Source organism: Bacillus infantis, assembly GCF_050107595.1.
Lineage (GTDB): Bacteria > Bacillota > Bacilli > Bacillales > Cytobacillaceae > Bacillus_AB > Bacillus_AB infantis_C.
Genome location: NZ_JBNILH010000007.1, coordinates 155274 through 172167, shown reverse-complemented (window position 1 = coordinate 172167; position 16894 = coordinate 155274). Strand labels below are relative to the sequence as shown.

The window sequence follows — 16894 nt, the reverse complement described above, 5'->3', positions numbered from 1 at the left end:
CGGGAAAAGAATGGTACAATCCATACAACAGGAGGAAGCTGCATGAACCGTTATAAAATTGTATATAAAAACCGTGAGGATCAATTCATCAGCACCGAATTTTTTGCAGATTGCATTACTGACCTGATTCCACAGCTTACAAATCTTGAGAGGAAATTCAAGATTGTAGAAGTAAAGAATATGATGTACGCACAAAGGAAATGAAAAAAGCAGCGCTGAATGCCGGCGCTGCTTTTTTATGCTTATCAGCAGGAAGCGGGAAACCGGGAGTCGAATCTACTGTTATGAAAAATTGAGGGGGAGGGAGTATGACTTTCAGAGAAAATACCTCACAGCAATCCTAATTAATATGAATGATGAAGAAATCCTTGCCAATAAACTGAAAGAGCTGTCCTATCAAATGGAAGCAGCCAGAAAAACCAATATGAAGGGAAATGCCTATTATCATTTAAGGACCAATATAATGAATTTTTGTAAAACCCTGTATTTCAGGCTGAAATGGAGTGATATCTTCCCGGCAGGAAGGGAGCGCATTGAAGCGTGTATCCTGGGGCTCCATATTGAAGTGTATGGGGAGAAATGCTAAGAAGGGCATACAAAAAGAGGAGAAGGGATCAGCTTCTCCTCTAAAATCTTTCATTTTTCGCAGAAGGGCTGAAAACAGGGAAAGAAAAGTAAAAGGTGGTGCCTGCCCCGACTTTGCTTTCAACTTTGATTGTGCCCTTCATAGCTTTGACGATGCTGAACACAACCATCATCCCCAGGCCAGTTCCTTTTGAGCCTTTGGTAGAATAATAGGGTTCGCCGAGCTTCTGCAGCTGTTCAGGCGTCATACCGACGCCAGTATCTTTTACAGAGATCGAAATATGGCTTTTCGTATAATTAGTCTCGACAAGGAGGTCTCCGCCTTTAGGCATCGCTTCAATGGCATTTTTCAGGACATTGAGAAGTGACTGGTGAAATTTCTGCCGGTCTCCTTCTATGGAACCAAGGATGGCAAAGTTGGCTGTGATCCTGACAGAATTCTGATTCGCGAGAGGTGTCAGAATATTGATAACCTGCGTGATTTCTTTTTTTACATTTATTTCCTCAATATAGTCGAGGGACGGCTTTGTAAAGGTCAAATAATCTTTTATGACCCTTTCTGCGGATTCAAGTTCACCTTTAACGATATGCAGATACTCTCTTCTTTTTTCAAGGGGCTGAGGGTGCTCAATCAAAAGCTGTACAAAGCCTGCCGCAGCTGTCAAAGGGTTGCGGATTTCATGTGAAATCGCGGCACCCATCTGTTCAACAGCCTCAAGCTTTTCAGTTTTGATCAGTTTCTTCTTTAATTCAAGATCCTTTCTGACGTATTCAATAATATAGGATATCATTGCAACCCCGACAGTCGGAACCGCCAGATGAGCGGCCCAGGCATCAAGCCTGCTTTCAGGGGAAGACCATATTTCCATAGCGATGACTGTCACTGCGCTTAAAATAACAGTCAAGATGACCGAAAAGGCAATCCTTTTCTGCGGAGGCTGTATCTTAAATTTTGGATAAATGCGCCAGAGTAAAAATGCGAGCGGCACATATAAAAGAACATTGAGCCAGAAACCGGTGCCAATTCCAAAGAATGAGCGGATGACAATGGCAATCACGCTGAGCCAAGGGCCAAGACCAGCATACAAGCCGCCTATCAAAACCGGGATGAGCCTCAGGTCAAACTGGAAATCTGAAGAGGACTTAAAGGAAAACTGCAGGCTCAGCCAAAGCATCAGTGATAGCCATATAAGGGATGACACGCGGGAAAAAGAGATCCTTTGCCTTTTCTCTGACCAAACCAATGAAAAAAAAAGAAGAATGATAATCAACGCCAAATTGAAAAATAAGTGCCTGGTTATTTCCATTAATTTCACCGCATTTTTGTATGTATATTAAAAATATTATAATTTTTTGTCAAAAGAAACAATACAATTAGCATAATTTCACGAATTATTAATGAAAAGTATTGGTATTGGCGCTGTTTTTAAGCTGGCAAGCTTAATATAATGCCAGGCAGGGAGATTGATAGCTTGCAGCTTGCGGGGCAGTCTGATTAGTCTATCAAAAACTTCAAAATGCTGAAAAAGAGAGGGAATTTAAAAAACTCCTAAAAAAAATGAACCTTTTTCCAGCCTTTTCCGTATTATGATTAGAACGAGAATGATAGGAGGCGCAGTATTGAATTCCATTTTGAAGCTGGACAATGTAAAAAAAGTGATTAAAGGAAAAGAAATCATCAAAGGACTCAGTTTTTCAGTAAACGAAGGAGAGGTATTCGGCTTTCTCGGACCCAATGGTGCCGGTAAAACGACCACTATCCGGATGATTGTCGGACTGATCGGGATAACGGAAGGTGACGTCATTGTCTGCGGGAAAAGCATCCGCAAAGACTTTGCCGGTGCCGTGAAATACATTGGTGCAATTGTAGAGAATCCGGAAATGTACAAGTTTCTGACAGGCTACCAGAACCTGATGCAATATGCACGGATGCAGAAGAATATTTCTAGAAAGAAGATTGACGAAGTAGTTGAGCTGGTCGGTCTGCAGGACCGGATCCATGATAAGGTGCGCACCTATTCGCTCGGAATGAGGCAGCGACTCGGACTGGCACAGTGTCTGCTTCATGATCCGAAACTCCTGATCCTGGATGAGCCGACGAACGGCCTTGATCCAGCCGGGATAAGGGAAATCAGGGACCACCTAAAAATGCTCACCAGGGAAAAAGGCATGAGTGTTATTGTATCGAGCCACCTGCTTTCGGAAATGGAAATGATGTGCGACCGGATTGCCATCATCCAGGATGGTCAGCTTGTAGAAGTACAGCAGGTGAATGATTTTGTTCAGACCGGGACAGTTTACGCTTTTGAAACAGGCGATCTCAGTCAGATATTCCCTCTTTTAGAAGACAAATATGGCATCGTCCGAACAGCTGATGGATTCACTGCGGGCTGCACAAGAGACGAAGTCCCCGTGATCATCCAAAGCCTTGTAGAACAGGGAGTTGCAGTGTATGGAGTAAAAGCTGCTTCGCAAACACTGGAAGAAAGATTCCTTGAAGTTACGGCAGGAGGTGCTAAGCATGGGTAATTTAATTAAAAACGAATGGATAAAAATCTTCAAGAGAACAGGGACACTAGTCATGATCGGCCTTGTTATCTTCTTTACGATGGTCTATGCAGGCTTTGAGAAATATGACCAGAATAAAAATGGCAGCCAGGAACCGCAGGCTGACTGGAAGCAAACGATGGAAGAGAGCATTAAAAATGATAAAGTCCAGATGGAAGAGAACTTTAATTCCAATTTAGATATGTTTTACAAAAGGGAAATTGCCATAAAGGAATATCAGATTGAGAATGATATCCCGCCTCAAACGGAGTATTCGGTATGGTCTTTCGTCAACGATGCCCAGGCATTAATTTCCTTTGCGGGCCTCTTCACCATTATTGTAGCAGCAGGCATTGTCGCCTCTGAATTCTCATGGGGAACGATCAAACTTCTTCTGATAAGGCCGATCAGCCGTTCGAAAATTCTGTTGTCCAAATACATAACCGTATTCCTATTCGGGCTGTTACTCCTGGCTTTGATTTATGGACTGTCCACATTGCTCGGATTGATTCTGTTCGGGCTCCCGGCAGAATCAATCCCTCACCTTGCCTATTCAAATGGGGAGGTTGTTGAAAAAGGCATTGCCGGACATCTGGCTGTTTCCTATCTGCTCGCAAGTGTTGATGTACTGCTTGTAGCGACAATGGCTTTCATGATATCAGCCGTTTTCCGAAACAGCTCGCTTGCCATCGGCCTCTCCCTGTTTCTTCTGTTTACAGGAAGCACGGCAACCGTTATTTTGGCAGGTCTCTTCGATTGGGCAAAATATATCCTGTTTGCCAACACGAACCTTACCGTTTATTTTGATGGCGTCCCGCCAGTTGAAGGGATGACACTCACCTTTTCGGTCATCGTACTGCTTGTGTATTTTCTCATTTTCCATGCCCTTGCCTTCTGGCTGTTCAATAAAAGGGATGTATCAGCATAAAAGGGGAGCCGGACATTTTTTGTCCGGCTTATTTAGTTAGCAGAAGAATGGGTTAAGTTCTTAAAGGTTAAAGCGGGAGGATGTTAGTTAGGGGAACTGGGGCCGTCTAAATTGGAAAAAGAGAAATAGAGGGTGTTAGTGAGGGGAACTAATGCCGTCTAAATTGGAAAAAGAGAAACAGAGGGTGTTAGTGCGGTTAACTAATGCCGTCTAAATTGAAAAAAGAGAAATAGAGGGTGTTAGTGAGGGGAACTAAGGCCGTCTAAATTGGAAAAAGAGAAACAGAGGGTGTTAGTGCGGTTAACTAATACCGTCTAAATTGAAAAAAGAGAAATAGAGGGTGTTAGTACGGTTAACTAATACCGTCTAAATTGAAAAAAGAGAAATAGAGGGTGTTAGTGCGGTTAACTAATACCGTCTAAATTGGAAAAAGAGAAATAGAGGGTGTTAGTCTTGGTAACTAAGACCGTCTAAATTGCGAAAAGAGAATCAGAGGGTGTTAGTACAGGAAACTAGAGCCCTCTAAACAGAAAAAAGAGAAATAGACGGTGCTTGTAAGAGGAACTTCTGCCCACTAAGCCCTAAAAGAGAAGGGGATGTTGCCAGCGCAAACGCCTGAATCCACTCCTTTATTCAAAAAAACTATATTATCAGAAGATATAGACAACATCCAGCGAAAGTTATATTATACCAATTACCGAAGGAGGGGAAAAGATGGGAGAATGTTTTATTTGCAATAAGCATCAGGGAAAAATCAAAACTTCAGGAAGCGTAATCTATGAGGATCAGTTTGTTTATGCTGGACATATTGACGGAGGCGGAAAGCCCGTTTATCTTGGACATTTGATGATTGACTTAAAAAGGCATGCACCGACGCTGGCGGATTTGACGATGGAGGAAGCTTCGGCTTTTGGGAAATCTATGGCGAGGATCAGCCGGGCTTTGAAGGAGAGCGAGGGGGCAGAGCATATTTATTCTCTTGTATCAGGGAATAGCGTCCCTCATCTGCATATGCATTTGGTGCCGCGCTACCCGGGAACCCCGGAAGAACATTGGGGGCCGATGAGTGTTTATGATTGGGAGCAGGCACCGATGGGAGACGAAGAGGCGGTCAGCAAAATCTGCCGCAGAATCAATATTTACCTGGGAGGAGCAGAAACATGATTGAAATTTACTGGACTGGGATGGATGCTCCTTATCTGGATAATCCAGATGTCAGACAGGATGCCCATATTACGGTAGGGCGGTTTGGCGGAAATACAGAGGCCGGCCAGTGTAAAAATGAGGATGGCTGCCTCGTCTGGGCTGATGAAAATCGGGAATGGGAGTTTACCATCATCCTGGATGCACATGAATCACCAGAAAGTGCATACCTTGTCCTTCAGCAAATTAAATCGAAAAAGAAAGACATATTAGATATACTGCTGCTTCCAGCACATACAGCAATACCTGGTGTGGAAAAATTTATATTATCCCTCCTGGCTTCTGAAGAGTTCCGGTTGGAATGCAGCAAGGTAAAAGGTGAAACTGCCTGCCTGTTTGCTTTCCGGAAAGGGCAGTATCTTTGGTGGCTGTCTATCGGTGATTGTGTGCTTTTCCTCTTTCATCCCGAACTGGCGGCCATGGGGCAGCATCAGCTGAACCAGCGGCAATTTTTTGAATGGACAGGAAGGGCCAATGCATTTGATCTGCCGGTTCCCTGTTATACAACAGGGAGGAGGGAGCTCAGAGAAGGCTTAAATACCATCTTCCTAACAACCGATGGCCTCCTTGAATGCCCGGGAATGCCGTATGAAGACCCTGAAAAGATCATGGCGGCGCTGAAGGGGCCTTCAGATGGACAGGGTGTAAAAGAAATGCTGGAAGACATAAAGGCGCATAATGTCCGTGACAGTACAACGATCATCTCCTGGGAAGCCCGTTCCTTCCACAGGCCCTTGATGCCGGGAATCCTTCCAAGCAAGGGATAAATTTTCCGCACGATGGGCAACATACAGGCGGAGGGCTGCCAATGGCCAAGTTAAAGCATATACAGCAGGATACCAATATTGAAAGCTACTATATAACCTTATGCGATGTATATTTTTATCATCTTCCCGGAGAATCAGAAAAAGAAGAACAGCGGCTTGAGGCGGCTGTTGAAACTTTATCAAGCCTGATTTTTCATGCCATCAGCATAGACGGCACAACAATCAGGGAAATGGATAATAGCCGGTATGAGAAGGAGTACAAGCGGTTCTATACTGATATTATGAGGGCAATCAGAGAGTGTTCGCAGAACGAAGTGGACTTTAGCGAATTTCTCGAAATACTGGACGAAATCGTCGGGGCCGCCATTCTGCTTTCCAATGCTTTTGAAAAAATTGATAGGGTAAAAGAAGAGGCCGCACAGGAAGATGTTGAAGAGGAAGAGGAATGACCGGTTCCGGAGAGGGCCGGTCTTATTTCTGTTTCCTAAAGTTTTAATTTTAAAAAAATAATTGTAAAGACTTCTTTCTTTATGCTATTCTGTACTATAACAGATTAAGGAGACATCGCTGTGTAATAGAAAAAGGAGGATAAGGATGGCAAAGTATCGAAAAATCGGACACTTGCAGGTGGATGAAGCTCTGCATCAATTTATACAGAAGGAGGCCCTTACCGGGACCGGACTGGAAGAAAAGGCATTCTGGAATGGTTTGGAAAAGCTGATTGAAGAGCTAACTCCGGAAAACAAAAAACTTCTGGCCAAAAGGGAGGAGCTGCAAAGGGAGCTTGACCAGTTTCATTCTGAACATCGCGATGGCTTCAGTTTTGAGGCGTATAAACAATTCCTCCTGGATATCGGGTATGTGCAGCCGGAGCCTGGAGAGTTTCAGATCAGCACGAAAAATGTGGATGACGAGATCGCTCTGCAGGCAGGTCCACAGCTGGTTGTGCCGGTCAATAACAGCAGATACAGCATCAATGCGGCCAATGCGCGCTGGGGAAGCCTGTATGACGCTTTGTATGGAACAGACGCTATCAGTGATGAAGACGGAGCGGAAAGATCAGGCGGTTATAATCCTGTGCGCGGAAAAAAAGTAATAGAATCCGCAAAGGGATTTCTTGATCAGGCTGCCGCACTCGACGGTGCTTCCCATAAGGAAGCCGTCCGGTACTCAGTCAAGGAAGGCAGTCTGGTAATCGCTTTGAAGAATGGATCATCTTCAAAACTTAAAGAACCTGAAGCTTTTGCCGGTTACCGGGGAGATAAAGATCTTCCCGAAGCAGTATTGCTGAAGCATCATGGACTTCATTTCGAAATCCAGATTGACCGTGCTTCTGATATTGGAAAAAGTGATCCGGCGGGCGTTAAAGATATTCTTATGGAAGCAGCTGTTACAGTGATCATGGATTGTGAGGACTCAGTTGCGGCTGTTGATGCGGAGGACAAGATGCTCGTTTACCGGAATTGGCTTGGTTTGATGAAAGGGGAGCTCAGCGCCGATTTTTCTAAGGGAGGAAAAATTATAACAAGGAAACTGAACGGTGTCAGGCATTATCACGATCCTGAAGGCAATCCTTTTTCCCTGCCAGGCAGATCGCTTCTGTTTGTCCGCAATGTCGGCCATCTGATGACAAATCCGGCAGTTCTGGATAAGGCAGGAAATGAAGTGCACGAAGGAATCCTTGATGCCGTCTTTACTGGTCTGGCAGGGAAGCATTCTCTCTTGCAGAAAGAGGATCCGTCCAACTCCAGGAAAGGGTCGATTTATATTGTAAAGCCAAAGATGCATGGGCCGGAGGAAGCCGCATTTGCAGGGAAGCTTTTTGATAGAACAGAGGATTTGCTTGGGCTTGAGAGGAATACCATTAAGATCGGACTGATGGATGAAGAGCGCAGAACCTCACTGAATTTAAAAGGCTGTATAAAAGCAGTCAAAGACCGCATCGTGTTCATCAATACAGGATTCCTTGACCGGACAGGGGACGAAATCCACTCAAGCATGGAAGCAGGCCCGATGGTGCGTAAAGGAGACTTGAAAAAATCCAGTTGGCTGCAGGCTTACGAAGCGTCCAATGTTTCAGCAGGATTGTCTGCCGGCTTTTCAGGCAGGGCACAGATAGGCAAAGGCATGTGGGCCATGCCGGATAAAATGAAGGAGATGCTTGAGCAGAAGGGTGCCCAGCTCATGTCAGGGGCTAATACTGCCTGGGTGCCGTCGCCATCGGCGGCCGTCCTTCATGCATTGCATTACCATCAGATCAATGTAAAGGAAATCCAGCAAAAGGGGCTGCAGCGCCAGGCACTGTATAGGGATGAAATGCTGTCAATTCCTGTGGAGGACCATGAATCATGGTCTCCAGAAGAAATCCAGGAGGAAATCGAGAATAATGCCCAGGGCATTCTTGGCTATGTGGTCCGCTGGGTGGAACAGGGCATCGGCTGCTCGAAAGTGCCGGATATTCACGATGTCGGTCTGATGGAGGACCGTGCTACCCTGAGGATATCAAGCCAGCATCTGGCCAATTGGATCCATCATGAAGTGGCTTCAAAGGAACAGGTGATGGAAGCGCTCCAAAAAATGGCGAGGGTAGTAGATGCACAAAATGAAAATGAGCCGGGCTATAAAAGAATGTCTGATGATTTCAGCACTTCAGTTGCATTCCAGGCGGCCTGCGAACTGATTTTTGATGGGAAAAGTCAGCCTAATGGCTATACAGAACCTATTTTGCATAAAAGGAGACTGGAGGCGAAATCGAAACAGGCTGTCCGCCACTAAGGAGCATAAAAATAGTTAAGTCAGCAGGCCGCTCACTCTATATTAACGGGTTTCTCATGAAAAAAAGGGAGGGCATGGTGCTGCCGAACCCGCCAATATGATGGATATTATTAAAAGCTCTTTTAATAGAATTCCGGCTTCGATAGAACAATAGGGTTATGTCCCTGTTGCTGAAGTACATCTGTGGCCTGGTCTGAGCATGTCTTAAGAATATTGACGTTTTCGGATTTCTTCAGGTAAAATTTAGCTATTCTTACAGAAACTGAGGGGATTTTGTTGAAGCATTTGAAATTGTCATTATTTTTGGCAGGCCTGGTCATGATAAGCGCTGCCTGTTCCGGAGCAGGGGAAAGTGATTCAGCTTCAGAAAAAAAGGAGGAAGCTCCTGCAAAAAATGCAATAGAGGCAGTTGATGCTGCAGGGGAGAAAGCTGATGCTGAAGAGGCGGCAGGGAAGGAAAGCTTTATTGCCAACGGAAAGGAATGGCAGCTCGGCTTTACCGATTCTCAGAACGGGCTTTTTCAGGAATATGTCCTTGCAGGAGAAACAGTCGATAACTGGTCTGAGCTGATTACAGTTCACCGCTACAGCAATCCGAATGAGGTGCCGGTGCAGGCATATGCAGCCCAATTTAAAAATTCTCTTGAGCAGTCTGTTTCCGGTGACCTACACTTTGAGGTTCTAAAAGAGGATGCTCATAATCTTTATTATGAATTTCAGCTGACCGGAGATTCTGCCCATCCTGATCAATATGAAACAGCCAGGATTCAAAGCGAGGGCGGGGAAATTTGGTTCCTGCATTATGCCATTAAAACTGGCGGTATAGATGAAGGAGAAAAAAAGGCCTGGCAGAATATATTATCAACAGATGACTTGAAAAGCTGGGTTAAATAACGAAAAAAAACGAAGCGGTGATGCTTCGTTTTTTTCGTTGGCATGTTATTTATAAAAAACTTTTTCTGTATTATATTTGGCCTGGAGAGTATTGATGATATATGTCTCATAAATTTCCCTCTCCATCGGGTCTTCTACATAAATCAAGGCAATTTTGTATACATCATGGCGGACATCTTTAATTGGTGAAACCGTGTCTTCAAAGTGCTTCTTTACACGCTGCCTCAGCTTGCGCGCTTTTCCTACAAACATCAGGTCCTCATTTGAATCAAGGAACAGGATCAGGCCGCCTTTATCCCGGGGGATGCGGTGGTAATCCGTAAAGCCGTAGAGATTGCTCAGTACGGAGGATGTTTGTTCGTCGGCATGCTTGTTTTTAGTCAGAGTCAAATCCGGATTTGGAATTTCAATTTTTATCATCTTCAGTCACTTCCTTTTCTTTAACTTGTAAATGGTATCATACCGGAAGCCTGATATCCACTATATCCTGATTATTTTACCCTTATATCAAGGATAAAAAAGGTTTTTCAATTTTCTCTTCCTAAAGTGTCACAGTTTTCTCTTAAAGGCGACTAAGTATATAGAATAAGTAAAAGCAGGTGAGTGTGTGGGAAATCACAAGGAAAGGCTGATCCTTGAATGGTATGAGCAATTCGGAAAAGAGCTGTTCCGGTTTGTTTGGATCATGCTCGGATCAAAAGAGGGGTGCGATGATATTGTCCATGATACTTTTCTGAAAGCCTGGTCGGCGATAGATAGATTTGAGGAGAAGTCGTCTGTAAAGACATGGCTGTTCGCCATCGCCAGGCATCAGGTACTTGATGAAATCCGCAGACGGAAAAGGAGAAGGATTTTCCTGGGAAGATTGGCGGAAAGCCATATCCCATCCGGTTTGGATGTACAAAGAGTTGTGGAGATGAGGGAGGAAGTAAAGGAACTGTTGGAACAGATTCAAGAGCTGAAGCCCAACTACAGGATTGTCATTATTTTAAGCAAGGTAGAGGAATGCACTTCTAAGGAGATCGCTGAAATCCTGGGCTGGTCGGAAGTTAAGGTCCGCAAAACAGTCTCGCGCGCGATAAAAGTGCTGAGAAAGGAAAATCAGCTGAAAGGAGGCGATGGAATTGAAAGGTCAATTTGATAACCATAAATGGGATGGTCTGCGTGAGCTTGTGCCTGTTAAAGGTGAAAGCGAGCAGTTGAAAAGGAGAATCATGCAATCTGTAAAGAAGGGGAGTCAGACTGGAACCAGTTTTTTCCGGGCAGGTTCAATTGCGTCGGCATGCCTGCTTTTGCTTATATGCGGAGGTCTGCTTTTGCTATCCCTGCAGGAGTCAAAACTGCAGAAAGATGCTTCTTTTATTATGCTGGATGGCCACCCCTATACTTGGGACCTGCCGGGGATTGAAGTCAAAGCATCACAAGGAGAAGTTGAGTTTTTAAGGGGAGCGGAGGGAACGGAAACCAAGGCGGGCTTTGGCAAAAACATATCAGAGCAGGACATGGACAGCATCATATCTTCCCGCCCGATGTACGTCAGGCAAGAACTAGAGCATTTCCCTTTTAAAACTATAATGTATATTGAGCATGTCAAGATGATGGATACGGCTCTCCGCTATCATTTTTTCATCCAGCCTGAGGGGGAAGAATGGGTTTACTTCTCCTTTGATTATCCTAAATTTGAATATGCAGAAATATTTCAGGCTATTGCCAGCTTGCGATTCAAAGACGTCGAACCTTACATTCATCCGGAGCCCCTTTATGTCACCCATGGATATGGAGAGTTATTGTATCCGGTTGGGCTTACGCCGGTCACTGTCAGCTCCGGGTATGAGGAATACCGGTGGGAAGAGGCTTCGAGCCGCAGCTTTTCGGATTATTTAAAAGCTTTGGAGAGCAGCCCGGAAGGATGGGAGAAACAGGAGTCGGCGGGCAGTTCTGCTAATTATATATCCCGTTCCGGACTTGTGGAAGTAGCTATCCGCCTGGAAGGCAATATACTCACATATACGATTCACTATAACAGACAGGAATAACTGCTGATTGTTCAGCCCCGGCATGACTGGCGTTGAGGCTTTTTGCATGTAGTCTATAACTGGTATAGGTGCCTTTCACCTAAAAAATGACATATTTTGTTGTTTTCATTTTTGTAAAAAGGGTAAAGAGTAGTAAATAATTCAAATTGTAAGAGGGCGATTATGAACAGCATAGAATACTACATTTTTTTAGAGGAAATCCAACGGATGAAAAAAGAATATAACAGATGTAAAGACAAAGCCTTAAAGTCAGAAATTGTTAAGGATATCGAGCTATTGCAGACTGCGATCAACTGCGTAAGATAAAATGAATCGTCTAAACCATGAGTTAGGCGATTTTTTGTTTTTTATAAAGCCGGCATACTGCCGGCCTTTGTCATTTATTGAAGAAATATTGATAAAAAAGGACATCCTGCCATTCCCCAAATTTAAAGCCGACTTCCTTAAAAATGCCGATATAGCGGAAGCCCAGCCTTTCATGAAGCTTAACGCTTGCCGCATTGCCGGCAGTGAGCCCGCTGATGATCGTATGGTAGTCCAGTCCGGCTGCGCGGGAAAGCATATCCTCCACCAGGCCTGCCCCGATCCCTTTTCCCCTGAAGCAGGAAGATATGTAGACAGAAAGCTCTGCTGTTTTTTCATATGCCTGCTTGTCGCGGAATGGTCCAATCGAGCAATAGCCGGCAATGTGGCCATCTGCCTCTGCAACTGTCAGCGGATATTTGCCCCCGTACTTATTAAACCAGGCTGTCCGCTCTTCCAGGCTTTGTTCTTCAAGGTCAAATGTCGCTGTCAGTGTGCGGATTGCTTCATTATAAATATCAAGAATTTCAGGCAAATCTTCAATTGCTGCTTCGCGGATTATCATTTCATTATCCCTCCTGGTACTTATTTTAAAAGAGCAGAAGATGGAGGGGAAGTTAATTGTCTTATTTCCTGACGATGAAAGGTCTTTGAATTTATCAGTATAACTATGCCTGTCACGGAATAGAGCTGCTTGCGGAGGCAAGCAGCTCATTATGTCTATTCCTTCAGCTGATCCACGGTTCCCTCATTATAATCATCCCCGACTTGTTCATGGGTTTCAGCGAGACCCTGCTCCAGCTGGGAGTTACCTTTATAATCGGATGGATCGAAGTATTTGGCGGCAATTTGCGTTGTATCCGGTTGGTTTTGCTTATTGTTTTTCAATCGTCCCGCCTCCTTTCATCCATAGTATAAGTCAATTCTGAACAGATTATTTGATTAGAGGGAATGTACATAATTGGAATCAGGAACGGGGAACTTACAGTGAAGGAGGTGAGTCTCATGGCTAAAAATCAAAAGGGCGAAGACCGGACGAACGATCTTGGAAGATTCGCCGGAATATCCAGGGAATACGACTTTGAAACAGGAGCGCTGGATACAGCGGTACCGCAAAGCCAAAAGAAGAGTGACAAGAAGAAATAACACTTTAACATAAAGGGATTTTTCTATTGGGTTGAGAGCGGCCTGCGCCTATTATTTTGTAGCTTGGGCTAAATAGTGGTTCCAGCGGGGCTTGGTAGAATTGCTATTTTTGATTTATGATGAAATAGTGGTTCCAGCGGAGCTTGGTAGAACCGCTATTTTTGATTTGTAATGAAATAGTGGTTCCAGCGGGTCTTGCTAGAACCGCTATTTATTATTTTTGATGAATAGTGGTTCCAGCGGGGCTTGGTAGAATCGCTATTTCTGATTTTTGATGAAGTAGTGGTTCCAGTGGGTCTTGGTAGAACCGCTATTTCTGATTTTTGATGAAGTAGTGGTTCCAGTGGGTCTTGGTAGAACCGCTATTTCTGATTTTTGATGAATAGTGGTTCCAGCGGGTCTTGGTAGAACCGCTATTTTTAATTTTTTCTAAAAAAGTGGTTCCAGCAGGGCTGTCTAGAACTGTATTTTTGAATGGCAGCAGGACAAGTTAGGTACTCGCGTTTGATGCCCTTTATTGCCGCTGCTTAGGCATTTATTTCATTCCCGATCGTCTGACTCAGCCAGGTAAAAGTACTCCCGGTCAAAGATGCGATAGTAGATAGATGCCGGTATTTTATCATAGTACGGCTGGACACTTGAAATCACTTCTTTTTGGGTCCGATGAGCAAGGAGGACTTTTTTTCGTGCAGCAGCTTCAGTTGCCATTGGAAAAGCGATGTCCGGCGCTGGAAGACCTTTGCTGGTATCTTTCGGATACTTCTCCTTGAAGGTTGGGGAGAGCTTAAGCGCCACTTCAATCATCGGCTTGGGCAGTGTAACCATATAATGCCTTTTAACAGGAGAATTCCCCTTAGAAAGTTCTTCCCTTGCCACTTCCCGCACCAGTTTGCCTGTGACCACATGGTCGGGATGCCCGTATAAGCCTATCTCATCGTCATAAGATATCAATACCGTTGGCTTAATATCAGTAATTAAGTCTCTGATAACCTGTTTCATCTCCTCTCCATGTACTTCTTCTAAGCCTCCATCCGGAAAGTCATAAAACTCCAGCCGGTCCGCGCCTATAATTTCAGCAGATTTCTTCATTTCCTTTGTGCGTTCATCACCAAGCTTATCCCTCGGGACTATCCCTCCATCAGGACCTGCTTCGCCCCTGGTGAATACCGCCAGTGCGGTGAAAGCATCCTTCTGTTTCCCAAGCTTAGAAAAGGTTCCGCTGACCATAATTTCATCGTCCGGATGAGCAAACAGGGCTAGCACTCTTTTCGGCTCATTCTCCGGGAAAAGCTCCTGTGACACAGGCACTTCTCCGTCATTGACATAATAGTTGGCATAAATGATGGCAGAAACTGAACCCAGCAAAAGAAAAACGAAGAGAATCACCAACAAAATTGACAGCCTTTTAAGTGTTTTGCTTTTCATACCAGACCGATCACTCCTTACACTCTATGCTAGTCCAGTATATGAGACAAGGATCAAAGAGATGTGACAATAATAAACAGATAGATAGAGCGCTTTTCCTTCATCAATAAATAAAAAAAGACGCAAAATCTGCGCCTCCTTCAGCAGCTTTATATACTTTTCTTCATTCCGCATTTCCGGCATTCGCGGAGAAAAATAAAATCCTTTACCGAGCTTTTAAACAAGGTATTATCGCAATTATCGCATCTCCCGCTCTTAACATCAGGATAATCCTTGTAGTCATACACAATACTTGTGTCAATTCCTTTTAATTCGTTTGTTTCAGACATGTTTATTCACCTGCAGGTTGATTTTTATCTTTTTATTTTAGCAAAATTGCAGGTTTTTCGGTAGGTTAAATGACGACCATATGAATAAAAGAGGCCAATAACAAGCACTGGCCGATTTAAGCTCGTTTGACTGCCATTCTCTCTTTCTTAATCCCATACCATACCAAAAATGACCCGCCAATTACAAACAGGGGCTCAAGCCAGTTGGCCTCAGGTCCGTTTGTGATTCGGTGAAGCTGGAAGATCCAGTGAAATACGGCGATGTCGAAGCTCAGGAACAAACCTGCTGCCGCTGTGAATCCATTGAAAAAGGCAGCAGAAAACAGGCGGTGGAAGATGAGCATTAATACGCCCAGTACACAGACGCCAAAGAATACAGCCCCGATCCGTTCCAGACTGGTTTCGGCCTTAAGGCCAAAAGCAAAAGCGTCGATCAGGTGGAACAGGTTATCAGCAACAATAACTCCAATAATAATGCCAAGCAATCTCATAAAAACACTCCTTCCAATGAACCGAAAATACTATTGTACTACCTTTTCTGGAAAAAAGGTGATCGTTTTTTTAAAGACTTCCTCCAACTTCCACTAGGACTTAGGGGACGAGTCCTTTATACTGGTTACCTAGGAGGAGATGTGCGAATGTCATTATATTTTTTCTTGATCATTTCTGTCTACCTTGGTTATTTACTGTTTAAAGCAAATAAAAATACGAGCAAAGTAGCTGTCAGGACAGTATCGGTCGAACGGCCGGATATTGTGCTTGCCGGCAATAAAATAAAGATTCTTCATTTGTCTGATCTGCATTTGGAGAATATTTCAATCAGCCCAAATGAACTTTATGAGCTTTTACCCGGAAAGGATTTTGATCTGATTGCCCTGACGGGGGATTTCATGGACCGAAAAAGGAGCTTGCCGAAGCTGGCCCCCTACCTTCAAATGCTTAATAAACTCGAACCTCGTTATGGCATGTACGCCGTTTTTGGCAATCATGATTATGTTCTGAAGGGAAAGAATTTTGAGGCTCTGAAAGAGATACTTGAGCAAAACAGGTGCAGAACGCTTCGGAATGAGCATGCTGTCATTGATATTAATGGAGAAAAGTTAAATATTATTGGAATTGATAATTATAGTACTAAGCATCATAATGTGCCCCAATCTTACCTTGATGTGAGGGAGGGATATAATCTGGTGCTTACACATGATCCGAACGTGGTCCTTGAGATGAAGGACTATAAATATGATTATCTTTTATCCGGCCACTTCCACGGCGGCCAAATTCACTGGCCGAAACCGTATCATTTGGCTAAAATGGGAAAACTGGTGCGCATGAATATGGTAAAAGGCCTGCACTATCATAATGGCATGCCTTTCTATATCAGCGAGGGGCTGGGACAGACAGGGGTTAATATACGAATCGGCAGCCGGCCGGAAATCACTGTTCATGAGATTGCATAATAAGGAGGGCGCGTGAGAAGCATGCGCCTTTTTGGTGTGTTGAGGGAATGTTACTTTGTTTTTCTGATTAGATCACCAATTTCGGCAAATATTTTTGAGAAAAGATAGTACCCGTGTGGAGTGCTTCTCTGTATTCTAAAACGGAATATATCCATGCAGAGTACTCCATATTAGTGGCATGGGACACTCTGCGGCCCACAAAGCCTGAGCAGAGTGCTTCATGCCAGCGACCTGAGCACTCTGACACCAATAGAGCCTGAGCGGAATGCTTCATATAAGAAACCTGAGTCACTCTAACACCAACAGAGCCTGAGCAGAGTGCTTCATATCAGAAACCTGAGACACTCTAACACCAATAGAGCCAGTGCAGAGTGCTTCATATCAGAAACCTGAGACACTCTAACACCAACAGAGCCTGAACAGAGTGCTTTATATCAGAAACCTGAGACACTCTAACACCAACAGAGCCTGAGCAGAGTGCTTCATATCAGAAACCTGAGAC

Annotated in this window: 19 protein-coding genes and 1 pseudogene; 13 read left to right on the top strand and 7 right to left on the bottom strand. The window is 44.2% G+C overall.

Going from position 1 to position 16894, the window contains the following annotated elements; translation table 11 throughout:
- Positions 1-42 precede the first annotated feature (42 nt).
- Both ACQCVH_RS16010 and ACQCVH_RS16005 read left to right on the top strand, forming a co-directional pair.
- Complete coding sequence (locus tag ACQCVH_RS16010; protein ID WP_257991409.1) at positions 43-204, top strand: hypothetical protein; 162 nt, start codon at positions 43-45, stop codon at positions 202-204.
- Between the two features lie 145 nt (positions 205-349).
- A complete protein-coding gene (locus ACQCVH_RS16005; RefSeq protein WP_426836641.1) occupies positions 350-586 on the top strand; it encodes a hypothetical protein in 237 nt (78 codons plus the stop codon).
- A gap of 40 nt (positions 587-626) precedes the next feature.
- Here the strand turns inward: ACQCVH_RS16005 and ACQCVH_RS16000 are convergent, their stop codons facing one another.
- A complete protein-coding gene (locus ACQCVH_RS16000; protein ID WP_426836640.1) occupies positions 627-1760 on the bottom strand; it encodes an ATP-binding protein in 1134 nt (377 codons plus the stop codon).
- 445 nt (positions 1761-2205) lie between these two features.
- Between ACQCVH_RS16000 and ACQCVH_RS15995 the strand changes: the two genes are divergently transcribed.
- The 7 genes from ACQCVH_RS15995 (at position 2206) to ACQCVH_RS15965 (ending at position 9699) form a co-directional block, all read left to right on the top strand.
- On the top strand, positions 2206-3114 hold the full coding sequence (locus ACQCVH_RS15995; protein WP_426836639.1) for an ABC transporter ATP-binding protein: 909 nt from the start codon (positions 2206-2208) through the stop codon (positions 3112-3114).
- Positions 3107-4060, top strand: a complete 954-nt coding sequence (locus tag ACQCVH_RS15990) for an ABC transporter permease (protein WP_426836638.1) — start codon at positions 3107-3109, stop codon at positions 4058-4060. Before ACQCVH_RS15995 ends, ACQCVH_RS15990 begins: the two co-directional genes overlap by 8 nt.
- A 714-nt stretch (positions 4061-4774) precedes the next feature.
- Positions 4775-5224, top strand: coding sequence for an HIT family protein (locus ACQCVH_RS15985; protein ID WP_426836637.1), 450 nt, complete (start codon positions 4775-4777; stop codon positions 5222-5224).
- Positions 5221-6030, top strand: coding sequence for a PP2C family serine/threonine-protein phosphatase (locus ACQCVH_RS15980; RefSeq protein WP_426836636.1), 810 nt, complete (start codon positions 5221-5223; stop codon positions 6028-6030). Before ACQCVH_RS15985 ends, ACQCVH_RS15980 begins: the two co-directional genes overlap by 4 nt.
- A gap of 41 nt (positions 6031-6071) precedes the next feature.
- Positions 6072-6479, top strand: a complete 408-nt coding sequence (locus tag ACQCVH_RS15975; protein ID WP_426836635.1) for a hypothetical protein — start codon at positions 6072-6074, stop codon at positions 6477-6479.
- A 145-nt stretch (positions 6480-6624) separates the two neighbouring features.
- Positions 6625-8805 (top strand): malate synthase G, encoded by a 2181-nt coding sequence (locus ACQCVH_RS15970; protein ID WP_426836634.1) that lies wholly within the window; start codon positions 6625-6627, stop codon positions 8803-8805.
- A 276-nt stretch (positions 8806-9081) separates the two neighbouring features.
- Entirely contained in the window at positions 9082-9699 is a 618-nt protein-coding gene (locus tag ACQCVH_RS15965) for a hypothetical protein (RefSeq protein ID WP_426836633.1), read from the top strand.
- A 45-nt stretch (positions 9700-9744) separates the two neighbouring features.
- On the opposite strand, the gene ACQCVH_RS15960 is transcribed toward ACQCVH_RS15965, so the two are convergent.
- Positions 9745-10119, bottom strand: coding sequence for a nucleotide excision repair endonuclease (locus ACQCVH_RS15960; protein WP_224897933.1), 375 nt, complete (start codon positions 10117-10119; stop codon positions 9745-9747).
- A gap of 187 nt (positions 10120-10306) precedes the next feature.
- On the opposite strand from ACQCVH_RS15960, the gene ACQCVH_RS15955 reads away from it, so the two are divergent.
- Both ACQCVH_RS15955 and ACQCVH_RS15950 read left to right on the top strand, forming a co-directional pair.
- Positions 10307-10840 carry an RNA polymerase sigma factor gene (locus ACQCVH_RS15955; protein WP_426836632.1) on the top strand — a complete coding sequence of 178 codons (534 nt, stop codon included), beginning with the start codon at positions 10307-10309 and terminating at the stop codon, positions 10838-10840.
- Positions 10824-11735: a hypothetical protein gene (locus ACQCVH_RS15950; protein WP_426836631.1), complete on the top strand. Its 912-nt coding sequence runs from the start codon at positions 10824-10826 to the stop codon at positions 11733-11735. Before ACQCVH_RS15955 ends, ACQCVH_RS15950 begins: the two co-directional genes overlap by 17 nt.
- 376 nt (positions 11736-12111) lie before the next feature.
- Here ACQCVH_RS15950 and ACQCVH_RS15945 read toward each other — a convergent pair whose 3' ends face one another.
- Complete coding sequence (locus tag ACQCVH_RS15945; protein WP_426836630.1) at positions 12112-12603, bottom strand: GNAT family N-acetyltransferase; 492 nt, start codon at positions 12601-12603, stop codon at positions 12112-12114.
- A 155-nt stretch (positions 12604-12758) separates the two neighbouring features.
- Positions 12759-12920: pseudogene (locus ACQCVH_RS15940) on the bottom strand (YozQ family protein); the annotation flags it as partial.
- Positions 12921-13043: 123 nt separating this feature from the next.
- Here ACQCVH_RS15940 and ACQCVH_RS15935 point away from each other — a divergent pair.
- Positions 13044-13184: a hypothetical protein gene (locus ACQCVH_RS15935; protein ID WP_426836629.1), complete on the top strand. Its 141-nt coding sequence runs from the start codon at positions 13044-13046 to the stop codon at positions 13182-13184.
- Positions 13185-13724: 540 nt separating this feature from the next.
- Here the strand turns inward: ACQCVH_RS15935 and ACQCVH_RS15930 are convergent.
- From ACQCVH_RS15930 to ACQCVH_RS15920, 3 genes are all read right to left on the bottom strand, one after another.
- On the bottom strand, positions 13725-14609 hold the full coding sequence (locus tag ACQCVH_RS15930) for a PIG-L deacetylase family protein (protein ID WP_426836628.1): 885 nt from the start codon (positions 14607-14609) through the stop codon (positions 13725-13727).
- Between the two features lie 149 nt (positions 14610-14758).
- The gene (locus ACQCVH_RS15925; RefSeq protein ID WP_426836627.1) at positions 14759-14938 is read right to left on the bottom strand and encodes a DUF8096 family protein; all 180 of its coding nucleotides are present in this window, start codon (positions 14936-14938) and stop codon (positions 14759-14761) included.
- Between the two features lie 116 nt (positions 14939-15054).
- Complete coding sequence (locus tag ACQCVH_RS15920) at positions 15055-15429, bottom strand: hypothetical protein (RefSeq protein WP_426836626.1); 375 nt, start codon at positions 15427-15429, stop codon at positions 15055-15057.
- A gap of 147 nt (positions 15430-15576) precedes the next feature.
- On the opposite strand from ACQCVH_RS15920, the gene ACQCVH_RS15915 reads away from it, so the two are divergent.
- A complete protein-coding gene (locus ACQCVH_RS15915) occupies positions 15577-16392 on the top strand; it encodes a metallophosphoesterase (protein ID WP_426836625.1) in 816 nt (271 codons plus the stop codon).
- The last annotated feature ends 502 nt before the right edge of the window (positions 16393-16894 follow it).